This is a genomic window from Paenibacillus sp. HW567 (assembly GCF_000374185.1).
Taxonomy (GTDB): Bacteria; Bacillota; Bacilli; order Paenibacillales; family Paenibacillaceae; genus Paenibacillus_AQ.
Genome location: NZ_KB910518.1, coordinates 3913978 through 3936413, shown reverse-complemented (window position 1 = coordinate 3936413; position 22436 = coordinate 3913978). Strand labels below are relative to the sequence as shown.

The 22436-nt window shown below is 52.9% G+C and carries 17 protein-coding genes; 14 read left to right on the top strand and 3 right to left on the bottom strand.

The features are described from left to right. Positions 1 to 10: 10 nt before the first annotated feature. Entirely contained in the window at positions 11 to 1621 is a 1611-nt protein-coding gene (dcuS, locus tag B212_RS0117900) for a DcuS/MalK family sensor histidine kinase (protein ID WP_019912338.1), read from the top strand. After that, on the top strand, positions 1611 to 2327 hold the full coding sequence (locus B212_RS0117895) for a response regulator (RefSeq protein ID WP_019912337.1): 717 nt from the start codon (positions 1611 to 1613) through the stop codon (positions 2325 to 2327). Before dcuS ends, B212_RS0117895 begins: the two co-directional genes overlap by 11 nt. 64 nt (positions 2328 to 2391) lie before the next feature. Here B212_RS0117895 and B212_RS0117890 read toward each other — a convergent pair whose 3' ends face one another. After that, a complete protein-coding gene (locus tag B212_RS0117890) occupies positions 2392 to 2853 on the bottom strand; it encodes a hypothetical protein (protein ID WP_019912336.1) in 462 nt (153 codons plus the stop codon). 196 nt (positions 2854 to 3049) lie between these two features. Here B212_RS0117890 and B212_RS0117885 point away from each other — a divergent pair, with 196 nt between their 5' ends. Beyond that, on the top strand, positions 3050 to 4585 hold the full coding sequence (locus B212_RS0117885) for a flavocytochrome c (protein WP_019912335.1): 1536 nt from the start codon (positions 3050 to 3052) through the stop codon (positions 4583 to 4585). A 106-nt stretch (positions 4586 to 4691) separates the two neighbouring features. On the opposite strand, the gene B212_RS0117880 is transcribed toward B212_RS0117885, so the two are convergent. Then, positions 4692 to 5921, bottom strand: coding sequence for an NAD(P)/FAD-dependent oxidoreductase (locus B212_RS0117880; protein WP_019912334.1), 1230 nt, complete (start codon positions 5919 to 5921; stop codon positions 4692 to 4694). 165 nt (positions 5922 to 6086) lie between these two features. On the opposite strand from B212_RS0117880, the gene B212_RS0117875 reads away from it, so the two are divergent. The 6 genes from B212_RS0117875 to B212_RS0117850 all read left to right on the top strand — a co-directional run bounded on the left by B212_RS0117875 (position 6087) and on the right by B212_RS0117850 (position 11351). Then, positions 6087 to 6320 (top strand): hypothetical protein, encoded by a 234-nt coding sequence (locus tag B212_RS0117875; protein ID WP_019912333.1) that lies wholly within the window; start codon positions 6087 to 6089, stop codon positions 6318 to 6320. Between the two features lie 86 nt (positions 6321 to 6406). Further along, positions 6407 to 6793, top strand: coding sequence for a spore coat protein (locus B212_RS0117870; RefSeq protein ID WP_019912332.1), 387 nt, complete (start codon positions 6407 to 6409; stop codon positions 6791 to 6793). Between the two features lie 154 nt (positions 6794 to 6947). After that, on the top strand, positions 6948 to 7448 hold the full coding sequence (locus B212_RS0117865; RefSeq protein WP_019912331.1) for an Lrp/AsnC family transcriptional regulator: 501 nt from the start codon (positions 6948 to 6950) through the stop codon (positions 7446 to 7448). A gap of 13 nt (positions 7449 to 7461) precedes the next feature. After that, positions 7462 to 8682 carry an aminotransferase class I/II-fold pyridoxal phosphate-dependent enzyme gene (locus B212_RS0117860; protein ID WP_019912330.1) on the top strand — a complete coding sequence of 407 codons (1221 nt, stop codon included), beginning with the start codon at positions 7462 to 7464 and terminating at the stop codon, positions 8680 to 8682. A 134-nt stretch (positions 8683 to 8816) separates the two neighbouring features. After that, positions 8817 to 9074, top strand: a complete 258-nt coding sequence (locus B212_RS31770) for an aspartyl-phosphate phosphatase Spo0E family protein (protein ID WP_019912329.1) — start codon at positions 8817 to 8819, stop codon at positions 9072 to 9074. Positions 9075 to 9290: 216 nt separating this feature from the next. Continuing rightward, positions 9291 to 11351, top strand: a complete 2061-nt coding sequence (locus B212_RS0117850; RefSeq protein WP_019912326.1) for a methyl-accepting chemotaxis protein — start codon at positions 9291 to 9293, stop codon at positions 11349 to 11351. Positions 11352 to 11458: 107 nt separating this feature from the next. On the opposite strand, the gene B212_RS0117845 is transcribed toward B212_RS0117850, so the two are convergent. Beyond that, entirely contained in the window at positions 11459 to 11872 is a 414-nt protein-coding gene (locus tag B212_RS0117845; protein ID WP_019912325.1) for a GNAT family N-acetyltransferase, read from the bottom strand. Between the two features lie 182 nt (positions 11873 to 12054). Between B212_RS0117845 and B212_RS0117840 the strand changes: the two genes are divergently transcribed. The 5 genes from B212_RS0117840 to B212_RS33245 all read left to right on the top strand — a co-directional run bounded on the left by B212_RS0117840 (position 12055) and on the right by B212_RS33245 (position 22430). Beyond that, entirely contained in the window at positions 12055 to 12618 is a 564-nt protein-coding gene (locus B212_RS0117840; protein WP_019912324.1) for a cob(I)yrinic acid a,c-diamide adenosyltransferase, read from the top strand. Position 12619: 1 nt separating this feature from the next. Beyond that, positions 12620 to 13759, top strand: a complete 1140-nt coding sequence (locus B212_RS0117835; protein WP_019912323.1) for an RluA family pseudouridine synthase — start codon at positions 12620 to 12622, stop codon at positions 13757 to 13759. 285 nt (positions 13760 to 14044) lie between these two features. Then, positions 14045 to 14410, top strand: coding sequence for an arsenate reductase family protein (locus B212_RS0117830; protein ID WP_019912322.1), 366 nt, complete (start codon positions 14045 to 14047; stop codon positions 14408 to 14410). A gap of 128 nt (positions 14411 to 14538) precedes the next feature. Then, positions 14539 to 15429: a 5'-3' exonuclease gene (locus B212_RS0117825; protein WP_019912321.1), complete on the top strand. Its 891-nt coding sequence runs from the start codon at positions 14539 to 14541 to the stop codon at positions 15427 to 15429. Positions 15430 to 15800: 371 nt separating this feature from the next. Further along, positions 15801 to 22430, top strand: a complete 6630-nt coding sequence (locus tag B212_RS33245; protein ID WP_019912320.1) for a chitobiase/beta-hexosaminidase C-terminal domain-containing protein — start codon at positions 15801 to 15803, stop codon at positions 22428 to 22430. Positions 22431 to 22436 lie beyond the last annotated feature (6 nt).

Sequence of the window (22436 nt, the reverse complement as noted above, 5' to 3'; positions counted from 1 at the left end):
ATACTTTGTATTGGCAAAGAAAGAAAAATACGGGCTGAGGACAAGGGTTACAATGATGGTATCCACCGTGGTGCTGGTGGTGCTGCTGGTTTTGTACTTTATTTTCCGAAATCAGATCATTCCGCAGACCAGGCATGCCCTGGAGGATAAGGCAATTACAATCGCGCGCACGATTGCATTAATGCCGCTTGTGTCGGAGGGGCTCCGGGAAGGGAACAGTAAGGAGATTCAGGCCTATACCTCCAAAATCACCCGCCGCAATGATATTATGTTTGTAGTTGTCATTGATATGAAAAGCATCCGCTATTCACATCCCGATGCTTCCAAGATCGGCAAGCCCTTTGTCGGCGGGGGCCAGAAGGAGGCGCTGCGTGGTGAAGAGAGCATCTCTGAAGGCGAGGGGCTGCTCGGCAAGTCGCTCCGCGCCTTTGTGCCTGTATACAGCGGTCAGGGATACCAGCTTGGGGTAGTTGTAGTGGGTCTTTCGCTGGACCGGGTTCACCGACTGGTGAGACAAAACGAATGGACGATTATTGCCATTCTGCTGTCCGGCGCTCTGCTCGGAGCCGGGGGAGCTGTCGTTCTGGCGAGGAAAATCAAAAAAATGATGTTCGGCATGGAGCCTGCGGATATTTCCAAGCTGCTGGAGGAGCGCAGTGCCATGCTGCAGTCTACGCGCGAGGGTATTATTGCAATAGATCATGAGGCACGGATTACAATGATCAATGTGGAAGCTGAACGGCTTCTGAGAGGGACGGGCATCACCGGGGAAGCAATGAACCGGCATATCGCCGACTACTGTCCGGCGCTCCGGCTTGAGCTTGTTTTGACAACGGGGGAAGTGAAGCAGGATCAGGATGTTGAGCTTGGCGGTATTGCGCTTCTGGTGAACACTCTTCCGATTCGGGTGAACGGCCAGATTGCCGGTGCTATTGCCACGTTCCGGGACAAAACCGAGCTTGCCGTGCTGGCGGAACGGCTGTCCGGTATTTCCGTATACGCCGATGCCCTGCGGGCAGGGGCGCATGAATTCATGAATAAGCTTCATGTCATTATGGGCATGACGCATATGGGCTTGTACGATGAGCTGCAGCAGTACATTTCGGGAACGGTCAGCAACTACCAGAAGGAAATCGGTTCGATTACGAGGCAGATCAAGGACCCGGTGATGGCGGGATTCCTTCTGGGGAAGCTCAGCCGGGCCCGTGAAGCAGGCATTGAGCTGCAACTGACGGAGGACAGCTACCTGCCGGAGTCGGCGGACGCGCACAGCATTCATGAGCTGATCACGATTGCCGGCAACCTGCTTGATAATGCGATGGAAGTGCTTGAAGGGCAGAGCGTCAAGGAAATTGAGCTTGCGTTTCATTATGACCGGGGCCGTTTGCACTGCATCGTGGGAGACAGCGGCCCGGGAATTCCGGAAGCGCTGCGGGAGCAGGTATTTGTTCAAGGCTTCTCCACCAAGGGAGAACAGAGGGGGATCGGCCTGTACCTGGTACGCAAAAGTGTTGATAAGCTGCAGGGCGACCTGCGGATTATAGACGGCGCTAAGCCGGGAACAACGTTCCTGGCCGATGTGCCGTATGCTGTAAAGGGTGATGTGATGAATGAACATTAAGGTGCTGATTGTTGAAGATGATCCCATGGTGGCGAAGCTCAACCGCCATTATCTGGAGCAGGTGCAGGGCTTCGTGTTCGCGGGCTGGGCTGCTTCGGGAGACGAGGCAGCGCGGATGCTGGCGGAGCTTGAAGTGGACCTGATTCTGCTTGATATCTACATGCCGCATACCAGCGGGCTGCAACTGCTGTCAACCTTGCGGGAGCAGGGAAGTATGGCTGACATTATCGTGATTTCTGCGGCCAGCGACAATGGAAGTATTCGTAAAGCGCTGCAGTACGGGGCTGTCGATTATTTAATCAAGCCCTTCGAGTTCGCGCGCTTTCAGGCGGCATTATCGGCCTACCGTGAGGATTATTCGCTGATGAAGCATAGAGAGCATCTGAGCCAGGAGCAGCTCGACAAGCTGCTGCGGCATTCTCTGGGGCCGGAGGAGGACAAGACCGGAACGTTGCCCAAGGGACTTACGGAAGGAACGCTGGAGAGTATATGGAATACGATAAGGGGGCTGCAGAAGCAGGTGTTTTCCACCGAGGAGATCACTTCAAATGCCCCGATTTCGCGGATATCCGTACGCAAATATTTGGCTTTTCTCACGGAGGCCGGCGTGCTGGAGATGGAGATCAGCTATGGGGCGGTGGGCAGACCGGTGTACATGTACACGGTTACTCCTGACGGGCATGAGCTGATCACCAAATACATTTAAATGGAAGCTGGCGAGGGACCTGCGGGTTCCTTTTCTTGTTAGATGGATTTAAGCAGAGGCTCCATCAGCAATCAAAGGCCTGTTTCAATGCTTGCGGATAGAATGGGCTCATAATCTTGTAAGTATGTAAATGCGGATGGTTCATATTGTTATCATAAATAATCATATGCTGTTTGTCCTTCAAAATAATATCGAAACGTTGCGTCCGGTCAGCTTGTACGATAGTAATATAATAGCTGTATTTGTCGCCTGCGCTTACATTCCTTGCACATTTCTTTAACCGGATATCAGAGAAATCATCACAGATTTGTTTGATGGCCTCAGGCTCAGTAACCACAATATTCTTTTGTTCACCGGGAACAGAAGACAAGCGGGTAATTTCAAGTGAGGCGATATCTTCCAAACGGATCATTCTGGAAACCACTCTCTTAAAGGAGGTATAGCGGCTTGCAGTATAGGTTATTAGAGAAATACCTGCTGCCGTCAGAACTGCACTGACAAGCATATATTTGTCGCTTTTCTTCATAGTTTCTAGCCTCCTTGCAATATGTTTCTGTAAGTCCCAATTATAAAACTATAAGCATATCCACGCAAATCACCGGCTGCTTTATCCCTTCAGTTACTTTAGTTACTAAACGATTTCTTTAATTACGTAAGCTTCCAAGGGTGGCCCCTTTACCGCTATGATAGTTGTGAAAATATGCACAAGGGGGCAACATCACATGAAAAAGAAATCAGCCGCGGCTCTTATTCTCATTCTCTCTGTCATGCTGGTTATCGCAGGATGCGGCAACAATAACAGCAACAGCGCCAGCAGCGAGAACAAGGGTAAGACCAATGAGACCAAAGAAAAAGCTGAAGCCGTATCGGGAGCATCTGAAGCAAGCTATACACCTTACGATCAATTAAAGGATAAATATGATATCATCATTGTCGGTGCAGGCGGTGCAGGGATGTCCGCTGCGCTTGAGGCCAAGGCCAAAGGCTTGAACCCGGTTATTTTGGAGAAAATGCCGGTTGCCGGCGGGAATACCACCAAATCCTCTTCGGGGATGAATGCTTCCCAGACGAAATTCCAGAAAGAGCAGGGCATTGAAGACAGCAATGATTTATTTTATGAAGAGACCTTAAAGGGCGGCCATGAGACCAACGACAAAGAGATGCTTCGTTTCTTCGTTGACAATTCCGCAAGCGCGATTGATTGGCTCGATTCGATCGGCATTCGTTTGAACAATATTACGATTACCGGCGGAATGAAGGAAAAGCGCACACACCGTCCTGAAGACGGCTCTGCGGTGGGCCAATACCTCGTCAAGGGTTTGGTGAAAAACGTTCAAGAGAAAGGCATCCCATTGTTTGTAAACGCCGACGTGAAGGAAATTACGCAAGAGGGCGGTAAAGTAAACGGCGTCAAGGTCCTCTTCAACCAGGCTGATGAAAAGATGATAGCAGCGTCTGCTGTCGTTGTAACAACCGGCGGTTTCGGTGCCAACAAGGAAATGATCGAACAGGTTAGACCTGATCTGAAGGGGTATGTAACCACCAACCAGGTCGGCAGCACAGGCGACGGTATCAAAATGATCGAGCAGCTCGGCGGCTACACCGTCGATATGGATCAAATCCAGGTTCACCCGACGGTTCAACAGGAGAAATCCTATCTGATCGGGGAAGCGGTTCGCGGAGAAGGCGCTCTGCTTGTTTCGAGTGAAGGCAAACGGTTCACGAACGAAATGGATACCCGGGATAATGTGACGGCTGCAATCAATAAGCTTCCTGAAAAATCAGCATACCTTGTCTTTGACTCCGGGGTTAAAACCCGTGTCAAAGCGATTGAGCAATATGAAAAAATGGGTTTTGTAAAATCAGCGGATACGATCGAGGCTTTGGCCAAAGAAATGGGTGTTCCGGCAGATCAGCTCCAAAAGACACTGGAAACATGGAACAGCGCTGTGAAGAATAAAAACGATGCCGAATTCGGCAGAACAACAGGAATGGACAATGACTTGTCCGCTGCGCCATACTCTGCAATAAAAATCGGCCCCGGGATTCACTACACTATGGGCGGCGTAAAAATTAACACCAACACTGAAGTTCTGAAGAAAGACGGCAGCGCGGTTCCGGGATTGTTTGCGGCAGGTGAAGTTACAGGCGGCTTGCACGGTCAAAACCGGATCGGCGGCAACTCTGTTGCAGAAATCATTATTTTCGGCCGTCAAGCAGGGATTAAATCGGCTGAATTCGTACAAGCAGCCAAGTAAGCAGTCTGAAATTTAGGCACGTGATATGCAAAAATAAAGGGGATGCCCGGAAGCCATCAGGCTTGGCGGGCATCCCCTTTTGTGCACTGGATATAGAATACGCGTCTTAGACCGGCGAAGGGGAGGGCTTAGAGGTACGTGTAAGAGAGAAGAGTTCAAGCTCCGGCCGGTATTTACCGGCAAGGGTATCGGCCAAAAGCTCGGCGGCAATCATGCTATAGACTGTGCCGTTTCCGCCGTAGCCTTCGATGAAGAAGCAGTGGGGAAACTCGGGATGCGGTCCCATATAAGGCAGTCCGTCCCGGGTAGATCCGAAGACCGCACCCCAGGTGTATTCGGCCTCTATTCCACGGATTTCCGGGAAAAGCGCTTCAAGCTCCTCAAGCAGCCGCCGGCTCTGCGAGAGCACCCGGACATCCCGGCGCTGCGGATCGGTCAACTGCTCGTCCTTGCCCCCCGCAATGATGCGGCCGTCAGGAGTGGTGCGGAAATATAAGTAAGGACGGGCCGTTTCCCAGATCAGGCTCTGCTCATGCCATTTGGGGAGATTGCTCAGGGGTTTGGTCATTATCGCATAAGTGTTAACCAGCTCTGCACCCCGGTCTTTTTTCATCTCCTGCGTCTCATAGCCCATTGCAAAAATAATATTGTCCGCATAGATTCGTCCGTTGTCCGTTATGCAGACTACACCATCCTTACTGTACTCGTAATGCCGTGCCCTGGTGTGTTCGAATACTCGAACGCCATTTGTGTGCGCCTTATCGACCAGGCTGTGAACGGTCCGGTAAGGATTCGTTTCGGCATCGCCTTTAGAATAGAGTGCAGCCGGCTTGGTGAAGGAGTAGTGTGCGCTTACCTTGTCCTGCTCCCAGAATTCTGAATCAAAGCCATGGGCAACAAGCTGATCATGCTCCAGCCGCAGCACGGGAACATCCTCAGGTGTGCTGGCATACAGCAGGCTGCTGCGGGGAATAATCTGCGGATCAATATTCAGCTCCCCCGGCAGCTCCAGAATTCTTCGGATACCCTGCTGGCACAGCTTGTAGAACAATACTCCATTCTTATCCCCGAACGTATTTATACAGGAGGTTAATGATTTGTCATTGGCTACCTGCAGCAGTCCGGTATTGGCGTGGGAGCTGCCGCTGCCTATGGCTCTTTTATCAATGAGTACTGTATCTGCTCCGCTCAAGGACATCCGGTAAGCAGCCATTGCCCCGCCCATACCTCCACCTACGATCAGACAATCGCAGCGGATATCCTCCTCTAGTGCCGGATAGACCGGAGGATTGATAAGAGAATTTTTCCAGGGCGGATGCCCGCTGTTCAGTTTCATCTGCTGCTCTCTCCTTTGGCGAGATTCCGATAATGTATTATTGGCAGCCCGGCGGACTCTCATGCGTAAATAACGATTTTTTAACGTGCACGGCGGCACATAAAGAACTGCAGTCACAGGCATACTAAGGACTGCTTGAACATTTTGAAGGAGGGAATTCAGAACATGCAATCAACGCAAATGCAGGCACTTAGCGGAAAAGAACTGGAATATATCGCGGACTCTATTTCCAACGAGGATTTGTTGATTAAGCAGTTGGCCGCTACCGCCGGAACCACCCAAAACTCTGCGGTACAACAGATTTGCATCCAGCAGATTCAAAGCCATACCCATCATATGGATACCCTGGTGCACCTGCTTCATCAGCATCAGCAATACGCCCCGACACAGCCGCAATAAAATCAGCTATAGAGCATTGCTAACAAGGCCTGAGGCAGATGCTTCTGGAGCGGGTTAATACTACAAAACTTTTAGGAGGTTATATCGTGTACGCACAAAACGGATCGGCATTTATGGAAGATGAGGATTTACTGAATACAATTTTGGCTGATTTGAAACGGACCGTCGGTGAATATACTACGGCTACAACAGAGTCCAATTGTCCGGCGGTGCGGCGGGTATTCACGGACCTGACGATGGATACACTGCGCCTTCAAGGAGAGCTCTATACGAAGATGTCCCAAATGAATATGTACACCGTTCCAGGCAAGGCGCTGCGCCAGGATCTGGACAAGGAAATTCAGTGTGGCGAGCAGACCCGGCAGAAATGCCAGCAGTTCGTGCAGCAAAAGACAGGCAACGCCGGAGCCTATGCACAGGCTGGACAAGCTCCAACGCATCAAGCGAACACGCATAACCCCTATTACATGTAATCCTGCACTCCCGTACACTGAGGCAAGGCTAATGGGGGCAGAATAATCGAGGTTAAGGGAACAGAGGGGCTTCAATAGTCTCTCTGTTTTTTGTTTGCAGAACTCCCGCTTTCATGTCATATTAGTATTAAACTCTTTACTGCGGAGGGAAGGCATGAAGGAAATGAATGAACTGAAGAGGAAAGTGCTGGAACTGCTCAAGGAGGACGCGCGAAGCTCTACTGAGCTAATGGCGACTTTGCTTGGAGCGGAAGAAGAGGATGTCAAACAGGCCATTGCCGAAATGGAAAAAGATCATGTGATTGTAAAATATGCGACAGTCGTAAACTGGGATAAGGTTGATGATGAACGGGTAACCGCTCTGATCGAGGTGCAGATTACACCGGAGCGCGGCCGCGGCTTCGAAGGTATTGCTGAACGGATATACCTGTATCCGCAGGTGAAATCGGTCTATCTGATGTCAGGCGCCTATGACCTGCTAGTAGAAGTAGAGGGCCGCAATCTGCGGGAGGTCGCCAATTTTGTCTCCGAGAAGCTGTCACCGATTGATTCGGTGCTCTCTACCAAAACCAACTTTACACTCAAAAAATATAAACAGGACGGTATCATCTTTGAAGAGCATGAGGAAGACAACCGTCTTATGATATCTCCGTAAAGGAAGTAATTACATGATCACTAATAACAGTCAGCACACCGGAGATACAGGCAGATCCATGAGCTCATATTTGTCCCCGCTGGTCCAGCAAATCCAGCCATCGGGCATCCGTAAATTTTTTGATCTGGCGGCAGGCAGCAAGGATATCATTTCCCTGGGGGTCGGGGAGCCGGACTTCAAGACACCTTGGCATGTGAGGGAAGCCTGTGTATATTCGCTGGAAAGGGGATTCACCGGCTATACCTCTAATGCGGGCATGCCGGAGCTGCGGGAAGGCATTGCCGAATATTTGCACACCCGCTTCGCGGTGGAATACAATCCGGCCAATGAGATTATCGCTACGGTGGGCGGCAGTGAAGCGATTGATTTGGCGCTGCGCGCCCTAATCTCACCGGGAGATGAAATTCTTATCCCAGAGCCGTGCTATATTTCCTACTCGCCGATTACCGCAATCGGCGGCGGGGTTCCTGTAGGGATCGAGACCTTTGGGGAGAACAACTTCAAGCTTACCGCAGAGGGGCTGGAGGCCAAGATTACCCCGCGTTCCAAGATTCTTATTCTTTGTTATCCCAGCAATCCGACAGGCGCGATCATGAGCCGTGAGGATTGGGAGCCGATTGCGAAGGTTGTGGAGAAACATGATCTTATCGTCATCTCAGATGAAATCTACGCCGAGCTGACCTATGGAAGCACCCATGTCAGCTTCGCTTCCCTGCCTGGCATGAAGGACCGGACGATTCTGGTCAGCGGCTTCTCCAAGGCTTTTGCCATGACCGGCTGGCGGATGGGGTATGCCTGCGGACACCCGGAATTAATCGCCGCGATGCTGAAGATTCACCAGTACACCGTCATGTGTGCTCCGTCGATGGGCCAGGTGGCTGCGCTAGAGGCATTGACGAATGGTATGGAGGAGAAGGACCGGATGGTGGACTCCTACAATCAGCGCCGCCGTCTCATTGTCAAGGGATTGCGCGAGGCCGGCCTGGAGTGCCATGAGCCTCAAGGCGCATTTTACGCTTTTCCGAGCATCCGCCACACCGGACTAACCTCCGACCAGTTCGCCCAGCGGTTGCTGCTCGAATTCAAGGTGGCTGCGGTTCCCGGCAGTGTGTTCGGTCTAGGCGGCGAAGGTTATCTGCGCTGCTCCTATGCCACCTCAGTGTCCCAACTGAACGAGGCGATTGAGCGGATCGGGGCATTTGTCTCACAGCTCGAACGTGAACGAACGGAATAGTGCGTGAGAATGAAGCAAATAGGACTATAGCGGATCGCCCCTTTTGTATGGTATTATTTTACTCTAAGGACAAGAAACACCTGTAATACTACTTACAAGGACCTTTTCTTCTCTGAATAATACATTTAGGAGGGATGATTGTGCTCAGCGCCGATTATTACTTGCCTTCCTATGGTGGGGAATGCTTGACCGGAAGCGGGAAACGGCCCCCCAAGGGTGATGTCAACGCACGCAGACTCTCTTTAGAAGATGAAATCCGGGTACTCCGCGGGAAGATGGAGCAGCTTTTTATACAAGAGAAATCCTTCACCTCGGCTAACGTTATTGAAATCAGCAGCCTGCTGGACTTGAAGATTAATGAATACATGAAGAGACGTTCCCGCAGGGGTTAGCAGTCCAGTGAAGAGAATGTCATAGTGGGGACCTTCGGGTCCCTTTTTTGTGCTGCTGCAGATCCGCTCCTTTCGGGGAAGCAATGACTGGCGCTGCTTTTCGCTGAATTGCGGCAAGTTGTTTGGTTATTCGACAAATTATTAACAGAGAAATGGTAGCTCTCCTACTGGAAATTCACTATGCTTATATCAACTACATCACTTGGGGGGACTATCATGGCAAAAAAGGTTCAATTCAGAAGCATTCGTATGAAAACATTCGCAACGATTCTGCCCGCTTTTCTCGTAACTCTGCTGCTTGTCGCACTTTTTTCCTATGATTATTCCAAAACGATTATCCAGAATCAAATTCAAGAGAAGATGAAGGTGCAGTTGTCAGACATTTCAAACGGAATATCGGCAAATTTAAGCACCCACCGCAAGGTTCCAGAGGTTCTGGCCCGGGTTGTAGAGAATCAGGCCTCCGCGTATACGCTGGAGCAGTACAGGGCGATGCTCAGTAATGCATTGAACTCGAATAAGGATACCTATGGCGTTGGGATTTATTTTGAGCCTGAAAGGTACAGCGCCAACCAAAAATTCTTCTCCACCTACGCCTACCGTGAGGGTGGCAATATCGTTACGACTGAGCAGTACAGTGATCCCTCCTACAATTATCCCGCTCAGGCCTGGTACAAAATTGGCAAAGAGCAGATAGGAATTACCGATCCTTATTATGACACCGGGACAGACACGACGATGGCGACCTTCTCGGTTCCGTTTTTTGACAGTCAACGCACGCTGCTCGGAGTGATGACCGGGGATATCAATTTGCAGACCCTGCAGGATGAGATTGCCAAGACCAAGGTCGGAGATGCAGGCTGGGCAATGCTGATTGATAAGCAAGGAAACTACATAGCAGGACCCGACAAAGAAAAAATCATGAAGCTGAAGATTTCCGGCGAGAAAAATGCGAGTCTGGCTTCAGCAGGTAAAGAGCTGCTGCAAAAAAGCAGCGGCATGGTGAAGTATTCCGATGCCAAGACTCCCTATCAGCTATATTATCAGAAGCTCCCGGAGACCGGCTGGGTGCTTGGGCTTACGATCTCCGAGAAGGAGCTGTACGCGCCTTTGAAATCGCTGCTGAACACAATTGTACTGACCGGCCTGGCAGGACTTGTGGTGATTGTGCTCGCAGTATACTTTTACAGCCGGTTCATTACCCGCAAAATCGGGATGGTGAACGAGCTTTCACACCTGATGGCGGATGGGGACTTCACACGCAGGCTGGACATTCAAAGTTCAGATGAATTTGGTACGATGGCTCAATATATGAACCGGATGATCGAGAATCTGAGCAAGCTGCTGGGCCAGGCCGCCGACCATTCCTTCCAGGTGGCTTCCACCTCGGAGCAACTGATGTCCAGTGCGAATCAGACCAATCAGACTACTGAAGCGGTTGTACAGGCCATTCAGGACATGGCGGCGGGAGCGGATACCCAGCTTCAGGCGACCCGCGAATCGGCGAGAGCGATGGAGGAAATGGCAGCCGGTGTGCAGCGCATTGCTGAATCCTCGACGGATGCGGCGGAAGCGGCCGGGAAGGTGGCGAACCAGGCGCAAAGCGGCAATGACATCATCACACAGGCGGTTGGCGGGATGAAGGTGATGGAAATGTCCGTAGCAGAAACGATGGGGCTGATTGAATCACTGGATGCCAGATCTGGGCAGATCGGTGAGATTATCGGGTTAATTACCGAGATCAGCAATCAGACGAATATGCTTGCGTTGAATGCGGCGATTGAAGCTGCGCGGGCCGGTGAATACGGACGCGGCTTCTCAGTGGTTGCGGGAGAGGTCAAAAAATTATCGGAGCAAACGGCACAGGCCGCCAGCCACATCAGCAGTCTGATTTCAGAAATACAGCAGGAAAATCTAAAAGCCGTCGACTCTATGACAGCAAATGCCGGACAGGTGCAGGAAGGCTCGCGTATGGTCAGTGAGGCCGGACAGTTGTTCACGGAAATAATGCATGGAATCGGTGAGATTCATACGCAGATTCATGAAGTGTCTTCCTCCTCAGAGCAGCTTCTCGCCGGAACCGAGGAGCTGACCTCAACGGTTGAACAGATGGCGGAAATTGCTAATCATGCCGTAGGCCATTCACAGAGCGTTGCCGCTTCCTCGGAAGAGCAGCTTGCCTCTATGGAGGAGGTTGCAGCGGCATCCATGCAGCTCGCCAAAATGGCTGACGACATGCAGAGCTCGGTCACGCAGTTTAAAGTGAGCCAGGTCTAGCAGAGTGTATAAGTATGCTGTGAGTACAAGCTTGCAGACAAAGGGGCGGTCATCTGCTGAAGATGCCGCCCCTTTTATCGGGAGTTTGAATGGCTGGAATATTGCTGCTATTGTTCCAGTTTCTTAGTTAGAAGGATTTCCAATGGCTCGTCTTCGAGCAATAAGCACCCCGAATCGCGATAACCCAATTTTCTGTAAAAATGCTGGGCGCCTTCATTGGCTTGTGTGGATGTCATCACCAAATGAAATCCCTTCCGCTTCATTTCAGCCTCCCAGAAAAGAAGGGCTCTTTTCCCTAATCCATTGCTTCGGTAAGGTTCATCTATCCAAATCATGTTCAAAAACGGGATGTTGTCCCAAAAATAACCGTAGCGCATCCACCCTGCAATAACTTCACATTCATTTTGAAAAATGTAAATCTCATGCCTGCTGATTTTGGGCAAAATCAATTGTTCTGAAATATGACGGTCATGCTGTCTAATATATTCATAGTCCGAATCCGTTGCAGTAATAATCCTCAATTTGACTGCTCCTTTGCGATGTTCAATTAGATTTATGATACAGTGTTCCGTTGCTCTAAAGGAAGGGGAATTCTTTTTAATAGTTATTTTTTACATGGCGGAAATGACGATCTTTGTTTGCCTTATTTATAGTGGAGCGTTTAAACTAATACTATGTGACTGAAAGTCAGGAGGGGCAACAAATGGCGATTTACACACGTACGGGTGACAAGGGAGAAACGTCGGTGATCGGCGGCAGAGTAGGCAAGGACGATGTGCGCGTTGAAGCTTACGGAACCATTGACGAGCTGAACTGCTTTGTCGGGCAGGCGCGCAGTCTGATGGAGGACGAGAGGTTCGCGGATGTCCGGGAGCAGCTTCTGGAGATTCAGCATGAGCTGTTCGATTGCGGCTCGGATCTGGCTTTTGTGAAGATCAGCGAGAGTAAATATAAGGTGAAAAGCGAGATGGCAGTACGTCTTGAGGGGTGGATTGATCTGCTGCAGGCGGAGAATCCGGTGCTGGAGCGCTTCATTCTGCCGGGGGGAAGCCAGTTGTCTTCGGTGCTGCATGTGTGCCGCACCGTCTGCCGCCGGGCGGAACGGCGCGCGGTTACGCTGGGGCGCAGTGCGGATATCAACCCGGAGGCCGTAATCTATCTGAACCGGCTGTCGGATTATTTCTTTGCGCTGGCCCGCGCGGCCAATACGCGCCTCGGGGTTGCTGACGTGGAATATGTGCGCAGCAAAAAGGTGTTCCGCAACTAATATGACCAGCTATTATTCACCTATATCCTATCAAGTGCCGCCGTCCGAGGACGGCTGGCTGCTTAAGACGATTCTGCAGAAGCGGATGGATGTATCGCGCAAGCTGCTGTCCCGGCTCAAAATGACAGAGCAGGGCATCATGCTGAATGGCGGGCGGGTCTACATCAGCGTCCAGGTCAATGCCGGAGATCTTGTGGAAATCCGCATGGAGCAGGAGACCTCGGAGGACATTCTGCCGCAGCCGCTTCCGTTCGAGATTCTCTATGAGGACGAGCATCTTCTCGTTGTCAACAAGGCGGCGGGCATCATTGTACATCCGACGCATGGTCATTATACCGACACTCTTGCCAATGGAGTTGTCTATTACTGGGCGCACAAAGGAGAGCAGTACCGCTTCCGCCCTGTCCACCGTCTGGACCAGGAAACATCAGGCGTGCTGGTTATTGCGAAGAATCCGTACAGCCACCAGCATATTTCCGAGCAGATGCTTGCCGGAACGGTGGGCAAACGTTATGCCGCTTTTGTGCATGGGGTCCCTGCTGCACCGAGCGGGGATATCGACGGTCCCATTGACCGCGACCCGCTGGAGCCGCACCGGCGGATTGTGACGCCGGACGGTTATCCCTCCTTGACCCGCTATGAGGTCAAGGAGGTCTACCCCGGCGCAGCGCTGGTCGAGCTGAAGCTGGAGAGCGGCCGCACCCACCAGATCCGGGTGCACATGAGCTCCATCGGCTGCCCGCTGATCGGCGACGGGATGTACCGCCACAGGCTCTACGACCAGGCGGAGCTGGCCGGGGGGCGTGGGCTGGAGCGGATTGCGGAGCTGGACGCGGAAGAGGGGGCGGAGCTGGAGCGGGTTGCGGAGCTGGACGCGGAAGAACGGGCGGAGTTGGAGCGGGTTGCGGAGCTGGATGCGGAAGAGCGGGCGGAGCTGGAGGGGATTGCGGAGCTGGACGCGTCCATTCCGCGTCAGGCGCTGCATGCCGTGCGGCTGGCCTTCCGGCATCCGGTGCTGCGCACGGAGCTGGTCTTTGACGCTCCGCTGCCGCCGGATATGGCGCGGCTGCAGGAGAAGCTGCGGCGGCTGGCCGCAGAAGGGTTGGACGAAAACAACGGCAAAAATGCCGTTGTTGAGTAGCGGGCGACGGCTTTCGGTGCGAACAACGGCAAAAATGCCGTTGCTGCCCGAACCGCCGCCACTTTTGGCGCGGACAACGGCAAAAATGCCGTTGCTGAGCGAACCGCGCCACTTTTGGCGCGAACAACGGTAAAAATGCCGTTGTTGAGTAGCGGGCGACGGCTTTGAGCGCGAACAACGGTAAAAATACCGCTGCTGCCCGAACCGCCGCCACTTTTGGCGCGAACAACGGCAAAAATGCCGTTATTTTCACCCAGCATATTACTTTTACTGAAGGAGTAGCCAATGAGTCATCTGAAGGTTTATCAATATCCGAAATGCGGCACCTGCCGCAGCGCTGTGAAATGGCTTAAGGAAGCGGGGCATGATCTGGAGCTGCAGCATATTGCCGAGGAGCCGCCGACTGTAGAGGAGCTGCGCGTGCTGTTGGCGAACAGCGGGCTTGAGCTTAAGAAGTTTTTTAATACGAGCGGTGAAGTCTATAAGAATCTCGGACTGAAGGACAAGCTGCCGGGTCTGAGCGAAGATGAGCAGTTGGCCTTGCTGTCGGGCAGCGGCATGCTGATCAAACGCCCGATTGTCACTGACGGCAAGAAGGTTACCGTAGGCTTCAAGGAAGAGCAGTATGCTGAAGCTTGGAGTCAGGCCTGATTGCTGCAGCTTATCGGACCAGTGCGGTATACATCAAGGAGGAAGAGATCGGCGGCTGACGGAGGTCCGGCCAGACTTCGCAGCTTCGGCCCATCTCTAAACGAAGAACAAACAAGGAGAGGTTACACATGAGCACAGAAACTAAGGGCCGGGTAATGATCGTCGATGGAATGGCTCTTCTTTTTAGAGCATTTTATGCGACTTCGTCCTCAGGATATATTCGAAAAACAAAGGCAGGTATACCCACCAATGCTGTCTATGGGTTTCTACAATACTTTTTTGATGCAATTAACCAATTTAGCCCGACACATGTGATTTGCTGCTGGGATATGGGGAGCAGTACTTTTCGTACCGAAACCTATAGCCAGTACAAACAAAATCGTTCAGAGGCTCCACTTGAACTTTTGCCGCAATTCAACTTGGTCAAAGAAGTCGTGGCTGAAATGGGTGTGCCTAATATTGGTCTGACCGGGTACGAAGCTGACGATTGTATCGGCACGCTGGCCAAAAAATTTCAAGGCGACACTGAGGTGTTTATTTTAACCGGAGATCATGACATGCTTCAGTTAATTACTGAACAGATAAAGGTTGTCATCATGAATAAGGGACGTTCTAATTACACTGTGTATGATTTAGAGACTCTGTTTACTGCCAAGCAGCTAACACCACTGCAGGTGATAGATTTAAAGGCATTTATGGGGGACACCAGTGATAATTATCCGGGGGTTAAAGGCATCGGTGAAAAGACTGCCCTTAAGTTGTTAAGCGAGTATGGATCAGTTGAAGGCTGTCTCGAATGTCTTGAAATGCTCCCTAAAAGTGTTAAGAAGAAGATTGAAGAAAACCTGGATATGCTGCACCTTTCAAGAGATTTGGCCAGAATCCGGCTGGATGTGCCCATTGAATGTGATCTCAATGAATGTCTATGGAATCTGCGTCATGAGGCTGCCTCCAGGAAATTTGACGAATTGGAGTTCGGTGGTCTTGTAAAAATACTCGGTGAGGTAGTGAATGGTTAAACAGTATATTCAGACTTAGCGGCGCAATATCAATTCAAAAAACAAGCAAACGGTCCTCCATCTTGCCGATAGAGGGCCGTTTTGCTGTTCACAATCCGACGACTGTTTGCAATTGTTCAATTTTGAAGATAAGTATACATGTAAAAGGATAGCTTTGTTCACTCGCAGCAGAATGTTTCACTTAACGGTCCCGCACACTTCCACTATAATCCAATAAAAAAGAGAGAACCATGCACAAGGCAATATTGTTTTGTAAGCGCTTTTTATTATAGAGAGGGGATGGAAAGGGCAATTCCCCGGAGCAATCCGGTGCAGAGGCAGAAGGACGATATTCTATGATTTATACTTTAATAGAGAAAAGGAGAATGGCAATGGGATTAAGGTCAACGCTGAGACAAGTCTGGACAAGGACAGTGCGAGCATCATTGATTGTAAGCGTATTCATTGGTGGTCTTTCGCCAATTCCTGATGCTCACGCAGCGAATTTCGATGTTAGCACGCTGGACAGTGCGACGGTGGCGTATTATCCGCTCAACAACACGTATCAATATCAGAACAAGCTGAACACTTCACAGGAATTAAGCGGCAGCTCCCCGGTCTGGAACGCGCAGTATGTGTCGCTGGTCAATCCGGGCAATGCCAATAACGGCCATATTGCCGGCACCAACCCGGGTGCAGCCGTTACGGGAGACAAAATCTCTTTCTCGCTCGATGTTAAGCTGAACGGGAACCAGACGCGGACGACGAGCGCGGCTAACACCCTTCTGTCCTACGGGGCAGACAACAATAACAACATCACCTTGCGGCCTTATTACAGCACGGGAAAAGCGGCAGTTGTGCTGAAGCAGGGGGGGACGGACGCCGTGGCGGCCTCCTTCGACGCTCCGGCAGCCGATATGTGGCATAACTATACGATTGCGCTGGATGGCACAGCCGGTACAGGCAAGCTGACCGTGTGGGTGGACGGGGTCAAGGCGGCGGAGGCCGCGTCGAATGGAATCGGAGCCGATAAAATCGGCAACGGGCAGTTCCGGCTCAACCGTACGATTGCTACCTTCTCCAACCTCGATTCACACTACCGCGATGTCCGTGTGTTTAAAGACGCGCTGAATGCGGAGGCAGCGGCTTATTTGGCCGGGGAGATCCGGCTTTTTACGTGGAATGATCTGCTGGCATCGCAGACGCTGGCGGACGGGCTGGAGGTCCGCAGCAATGTGTCGCTGCTCAGCGATCCGAATATTGTCTGGACCTCAAGCGATCCGGTTGCGATTCATCCGGGCACTGGCGCGGTGACGCGCCCGCAGCAGGGAGAAAGCGCCAAAACCGTCACGCTGACCATGACCTGGTTCGGCTACAGCCAGTCTTACACCGTGAAGGTGCCGCCGGTTGATGCCGGGGATAATCTGATTGCGAGCTTCAATTTCGACAATACAACAAGCGGGCTTACCGGAGGCGTAGCGAAGGCCGCGGTTCAAGGCACAGCCAGCTATGCCGATTCGTTCGAGGGCAACGGCAAGGCGGCCAATATCAGCAGCAGCTTCTGGCTGAATGTTACGAAGACCGACGGAAAACCGCTGCTGGCCGGACTGAACGAGCTGACGGTCTCCTATGACAGCAAGCCGAACGGAGGCAGCGGCTGGGCGCTGTTCGCGGCTCCGAATACGAATGCGCAGTCATACCTGAACGAGCATTACTTGGGAGTCATCGACACCGCCTCTGGCGTTACCGTGGAGCGGTACAACAACAGCGGCACACGTCCTGCAAGCCTGCAGGCAGCCAGCGGCTCTAACTGGAAGCATGTCGATATCGTCATTTCGGCGGCGGACACCAAGCTGTACATTGACGGAGAGCTGCAGTCGACTGTGGCAAGCAGCCATGCGCTGACCAGCATCCTGACCTCATCAGGCGGCATTCTCCAGCTTGGTAAAGGGAACTGGGGCTCGGGCGAATATTATGCCGGACTGATTGACAATTACCAGATTTTCAACAAAGCGCTGTCGCTGGAGGAATTGACCGAATTCCGTGTCACGAACATTTCGCCGGTTATCTCTCCTGCAGCGGGACAAATTTATGGACCGGTTACGATTTCGCATCCGTCAGGCAGCAAGTATATTTACTACACGACCGACGGTACGGACCCGGGCCTTGACAGTACGCCTTACACAGGCCCTTTCCATGTAGCCAAAGGCACAACCGTCAAAGCAGCGGCCATTACTGCGGGCGGCAGCAGCAGCGCTATCGCAGCCGTGGCATATTACGGCAGCGAATGGGCAGCCACAGCAACTGAATTCCGGCTGGACGGACAGGACACAGTCAACAATGTGAAAATATCCTGGCCCGTCATTCCGGGAGTAGATTATTACGAGGTATACCGCGGCGAGGTGCTCGTCAACCGGACCTATGGGGATACGATGGATGAATACGGCCTTGCCGCAGGCAAGGATTACAGCTACACCGTCAAGGCGGTCAGCAAAGGCGCAGCCGTTGCCACCGCGCAGACGAATACAGTAAGCACCTTTTCCTATGATCCTTCAGCCATTGTGAAGAGCAAGGACAACTATACCGGTGCAGACAGTCTCAAGCAGGGCGATACGACCGGGGTCAAGGTCGGAGGCACCTGGTACAGCTACACCTACCGGGCGGTCAAGGATGCAGATACCGGGGTTGTCACGACCGGTATTTACGAGCTTACGGGCACCGATGGACATTCGTACGGCAATGAACGCCTGCTCGGCTCCTTCAGCGATATGCGGGTGGAGAGCGAAGGCTACCGGCTGAATCCGGCCAGTGGGAAAATCGTCTTTACCGCACACGAGGAAGCGAGCAGCGGCTACGGGCGTGCCGCCCTGTTCCTCGGCTCGGTGACTCCGGGCGGGAATGATTTTGCGGCTACCTTCAGAGGCCGGCCGTTCAATCAGGAATCGCGCGATATGTCGCTGTTCGTCGATGATGACGGCACAGGCTACATTCTATACGCGACCCGCAACAACAGTGATGTCGGCATTGCCAAGCTGGATGCGGGCTGGGAGCAGCCTGTAACCCTGGTGAACACCGTGTTCGTGAACAAGCATAAGGAATCGCCGACTCTTCTGAAATACGACGGGCGTTATTATTTCTTCGGCTCTACCGCCAACGGCTGGTATCCAAGCCAGGCGGAATATGCCTCCGCGGATTCGCTGGCCGGGGAGTGGACACCGCTGAGACCGATCGGCAACGGCTCCTCCTTTGCGACCCAAGCGAACGGCACCGCTTCCTGGACCGGAACGAACGGGCGGACCGCCTTCGCCTTGAACGGATACCACTGGGGCGCGCAATACGCCGCCAATTACCCCGATCCGATGGGCACTTACGCAAGGCTGTTCCCGATGGTGTTCCATAACGGCGTCGCAACGGCCGACTGGTTCCACCGGCTTGATCTGGACCCTGCCTATGGCATGATCCCTGTGCAGTCAGGCCAGAACCTCTCGCTGGGCAAGAAGGCTGCCGACTCCCAGGGGCTGGATGCAGCCGCCGTTACCGACGGAGCGGACCTGTCCTCCTCTTCCTGGGTGAGCCACAGCTCGCTCGGCTACAACATCATCATTGATCTGGAGCAGTATGCGAAGCTGTCCGAGATCAACCTGACGACCAGAGAGGTGAACGGCTCGGATACGGCCTACCGGTTTACGCTGGAAGGCAGTAAGGACAAGCAGAACTGGACCGTGCTTGTGGACGGCTCAGCCAACAATGTCGTTGGCTTTGTGACGAATCCAATCACGGATGCCGGACAGTACCGGTATGTGCGATTAACCGTAAACGATGTAATCAACGTAATGAACGGGCAAAATGCGACCTGGGCCGACGGTATCATCGAGCTGGCGGTGTTCGGAACGCCGTATGTGGACAAATCGGCGCTGCAGACGAAATACAGCGAGAAGAAGGATACGGAGCGGGGCGCGTATACGAACGGAACCTGGGCGACAATTACCGCGGCGCTAAGCCATGCGGATAAAGTATTAGCCGATGCTTCCGCAACGCAGTGGGCTGTGGACCGGGCTGCACTGCAGATTGACGAAGCCTTCAAATGGGCGCAGATCATCCACCCGGACAAGGTCGTGGACTATTCTTCGGCCGGCGTTCCTGTCGGTGAAACCTGGTATGACACTGAGGGCAATCCCATCCAGGCGCACGGCGGCGGATTCCTGCAGCAGACGGCTGCAGACGGCAAGCCGGTCTATTACTGGGTAGGGGAGAACAAGCTCCACAACGGCGCATCCTTCTATGCGGTGTCGCTCTACTCCTCGCGCGATCTGGTGAACTGGAATAGCGAAGGCAATATTCTCGACCAGTTCGCCAAGACGGCGGAGGGTGCGGAATACGGGCTGCTGGATGCCAAATGGGAACGTCCGAAGCTAATTTATAATGAAGCGACCGGAAAATACGTCCTCTACGGACATTGGGAAACGTCGAACAGCTATGCGAGCAGCCAGATTGCGGTTGCAGTCGCGGATCGTCCGGAAGGGCCATACACGTTCCTCGGACACTGGCGTCCCGGCGGTACCCTGAAAAACTGGCGCAGCGACGGCGGCATCTATCTCGACTCCGAATATTACAAGACCAGCGGCGTCAAGGTGGCTGTTCCGGCCGACGTGCAAAACGATACGGAGCAAATGGGCTATATTTCGCGCGATTTTACGGCTTTTACCGATGATGACGGCAAAGCGTATCTTGTATCGGCAGAAGGCCATTCGATGCGTGTTCACCGGCTGAGCGCGGACTATACGGATGTGGATCTGACGACCTATGAGTTCAGTGATCCTGCAACCAAAGCGGCTGATTTCGAATCATACCACTTCTACGAGGATGTCGGACGCGAAGCGCCGGCGGTAGTCCGTGCGGATGACGGCTATTATATGGTATCGTCCGGCCAATCGGGCTGGCTGCCGAATCAGGGAACGGTCAGCTTCAACGCCGATCTCAAGGACCCTGAGGGCTGGACGCCGGTGAAGGCGAACGGTCAGATTATCGAACAATATGCCTTCGGCAACAACAGCACCTACTACAGCCAGCCGACCAACATTATGAAGCTGACAGGCGAGGACGGCACCAAAACGTATGTCTACATGGGTGACAGATGGCGGTCAAGCCAGCTATCCGATTCACGGTATGTGTGGCTGCCGATGATGTTCAATAATGCCGATCATACCGCTTCCGTATCATTCACGACGGGCTGGAAGCTGAATGCGGCAACCGGCGCTGTGGAGCTTCCGCAGGCGTATCTGGTATCCCAGGGCAAAAATGCAACCGTCACGGGCAATGATGCCACAGGTATCGAAAAAGCCAACGACGGCTACGCCTTCAACCTGAACACGTGGGGCGATACGAGCGCCTTCTTCGGCAACCTGGCCGCACCATATGAGTACACGGTAGACCTTGGCGGTATTTACGACCTGTCGCGGATTGATGTGGCTTACCGGCTGTACAACGGTTCGGAAATGTATCACCGGTATCAAATTTTCGGTTCGAAGGATAATGTTAACTGGACCGAGCTGGTCAATAACAGCACGAATATGTGGGCCGGTTTCAACTCCGACAAGCTGGTCGGACAGTACCGGTATGTGAAGCTGAAGGTTAATGAGGTGCGGCGTGTCAACAACGATGCGCTCAGCAATGGCTGGGGCAGCGGTCTGGTAGAGGTGCAGGTCTATTCCAGCTCACCGGAGCCGTTCGTACTGACGCCGCCGAAGGCCAGTCTGGAATCGGGAGCGTACCTGTATCCGCAAAAGGTGGCGCTGATCCCTCCGGCTGCCAATGCCAAAGTTTATTACACGCTCGATGGCAGTACGCCTGCTGTAACCACTGCGACATACGCCACTTATCAGTATACGCAGCCGATTGCTCTGCCAATCGGTGAAACGACGCTGAAGGCCGTTGCAGTCATCGACGGGGAAACAAGCGGGGTCCTGGAAAAGCATTATGTCCTTCAGGCCGACCGCGCCTCTCTGAACGCAGCGGTTGCTGCGGCCGGGGCGCTCATTGAGGCCCATTATACGCCGGAAAGCTGGGCGCCGCTGCGGCTGGCGCTGGAGGCGGCGATCGCTGTCCGCGATAACGGGCTGGCAACCGAGGCTGAGATTACAGAAGCCATCGGCGCGCTGCAGGCCGCAGTGGCAGAGCTTGCGCTGAAACCGCCTGCATCTGCCGCACTCACCCTAACGGGACCGCCGAGCGTGCTTGGCAATCAGACGTTTGACGTCATCTTCGGACTGAATACAGTAACGCAAAATGTGTATGCGCGCGAGTTCGCCTTCCACTATGATCCGGCGCAGCTCGTCTATATCGCGGCAGAACCGCTGAAGCCAGGATATACGGTTGTTGAGTCGCCTGCCGAGCCGGGCGTAATCCGCTATATTGCGGTTGACCCACAACCGGAGGGAGGTCCGGCGGCGCTGCTGAAGATACAGCTTCAGGCCAAGGTACCGGAGCAGACCGTGACCGGCAGTGTGTATTTGTCTGATGTCATATTGACCGACAGCTCCGGCTTTGACACAACGGTAACGGAGCGCGTCAGCTACAGCTTCGAGATTACGGCGATTTCCAAGACAGCGCTGAGTGAAGCGGTTGCGGATGCGCGGGCATTGTATGATGCCGCTGTAGAAGGTACTCTTGCCGGTCAATATCCGGCAGGCTCCAAGGCTGTTTTATGGACTTCGATTGAAGCGGCGGTGAAGGTGCTCAGCAGCACTACGGCTACTCAAGCGGAGATCGAGCAGGCGATTCTGCAATTACAGGCTGCAGTTCAAGCCTTCAAGGCATCCGTAATTGCCGGGGTGACCGGAGATTTGAACGGAGACGGTACAGTGGGGCTGGATGATATGCTCCAACTGGCAAAGGTCTACTACGGCAAGAAGGCAGCGGACCCGGGCTGGACGGCGTATGAGAAGGCGGATTTGAACAGGGACGGCATCATTGATATTGAGGACCTGTATGCGGTGGCGAGCCTGATTGTAGTCAGTCCATAAGAGAGG

What these genes read in the sequence shown, in the direction of transcription:
- B212_RS0117875 (WP_019912333.1), top strand. Translation starts at nt 6,087, where the DNA reads ATGCAATCAACGCAAATGCAGGCACTTAGCGGAAAAGAACTGGAATAT.
- B212_RS0117885 (WP_019912335.1), top strand. Translation starts at nt 3,050, where the DNA reads ATGAAAAAGAAATCAGCCGCGGCTCTTATTCTCATTCTCTCTGTCATG.
- B212_RS0117865 (WP_019912331.1), top strand. Translation starts at nt 6,948, where the DNA reads ATGAAGGAAATGAATGAACTGAAGAGGAAAGTGCTGGAACTGCTCAAG.
- B212_RS0117830 (WP_019912322.1), top strand. Translation starts at nt 14,045, where the DNA reads ATGAGTCATCTGAAGGTTTATCAATATCCGAAATGCGGCACCTGCCGC.
- B212_RS0117890 (WP_019912336.1), bottom strand. Translation starts at nt 2,853, where the DNA reads ATGAAGAAAAGCGACAAATATATGCTTGTCAGTGCAGTTCTGACGGCA.
- B212_RS31770 (WP_019912329.1), top strand. Translation starts at nt 8,817, where the DNA reads ATGATTGTGCTCAGCGCCGATTATTACTTGCCTTCCTATGGTGGGGAA.
- B212_RS0117835 (WP_019912323.1), top strand. Translation starts at nt 12,620, where the DNA reads ATGACCAGCTATTATTCACCTATATCCTATCAAGTGCCGCCGTCCGAG.
- B212_RS0117880 (WP_019912334.1), bottom strand. Translation starts at nt 5,921, where the DNA reads ATGAAACTGAACAGCGGGCATCCGCCCTGGAAAAATTCTCTTATCAAT.
- B212_RS0117840 (WP_019912324.1), top strand. Translation starts at nt 12,055, where the DNA reads ATGGCGATTTACACACGTACGGGTGACAAGGGAGAAACGTCGGTGATC.
- B212_RS0117850 (WP_019912326.1), top strand. Translation starts at nt 9,291, where the DNA reads ATGGCAAAAAAGGTTCAATTCAGAAGCATTCGTATGAAAACATTCGCA.
- B212_RS0117895 (WP_019912337.1), top strand. Translation starts at nt 1,611, where the DNA reads ATGAACATTAAGGTGCTGATTGTTGAAGATGATCCCATGGTGGCGAAG.
- B212_RS33245 (WP_019912320.1), top strand. Translation starts at nt 15,801, where the DNA reads ATGGGATTAAGGTCAACGCTGAGACAAGTCTGGACAAGGACAGTGCGA.
- B212_RS0117825 (WP_019912321.1), top strand. Translation starts at nt 14,539, where the DNA reads ATGAGCACAGAAACTAAGGGCCGGGTAATGATCGTCGATGGAATGGCT.
- B212_RS0117860 (WP_019912330.1), top strand. Translation starts at nt 7,462, where the DNA reads ATGATCACTAATAACAGTCAGCACACCGGAGATACAGGCAGATCCATG.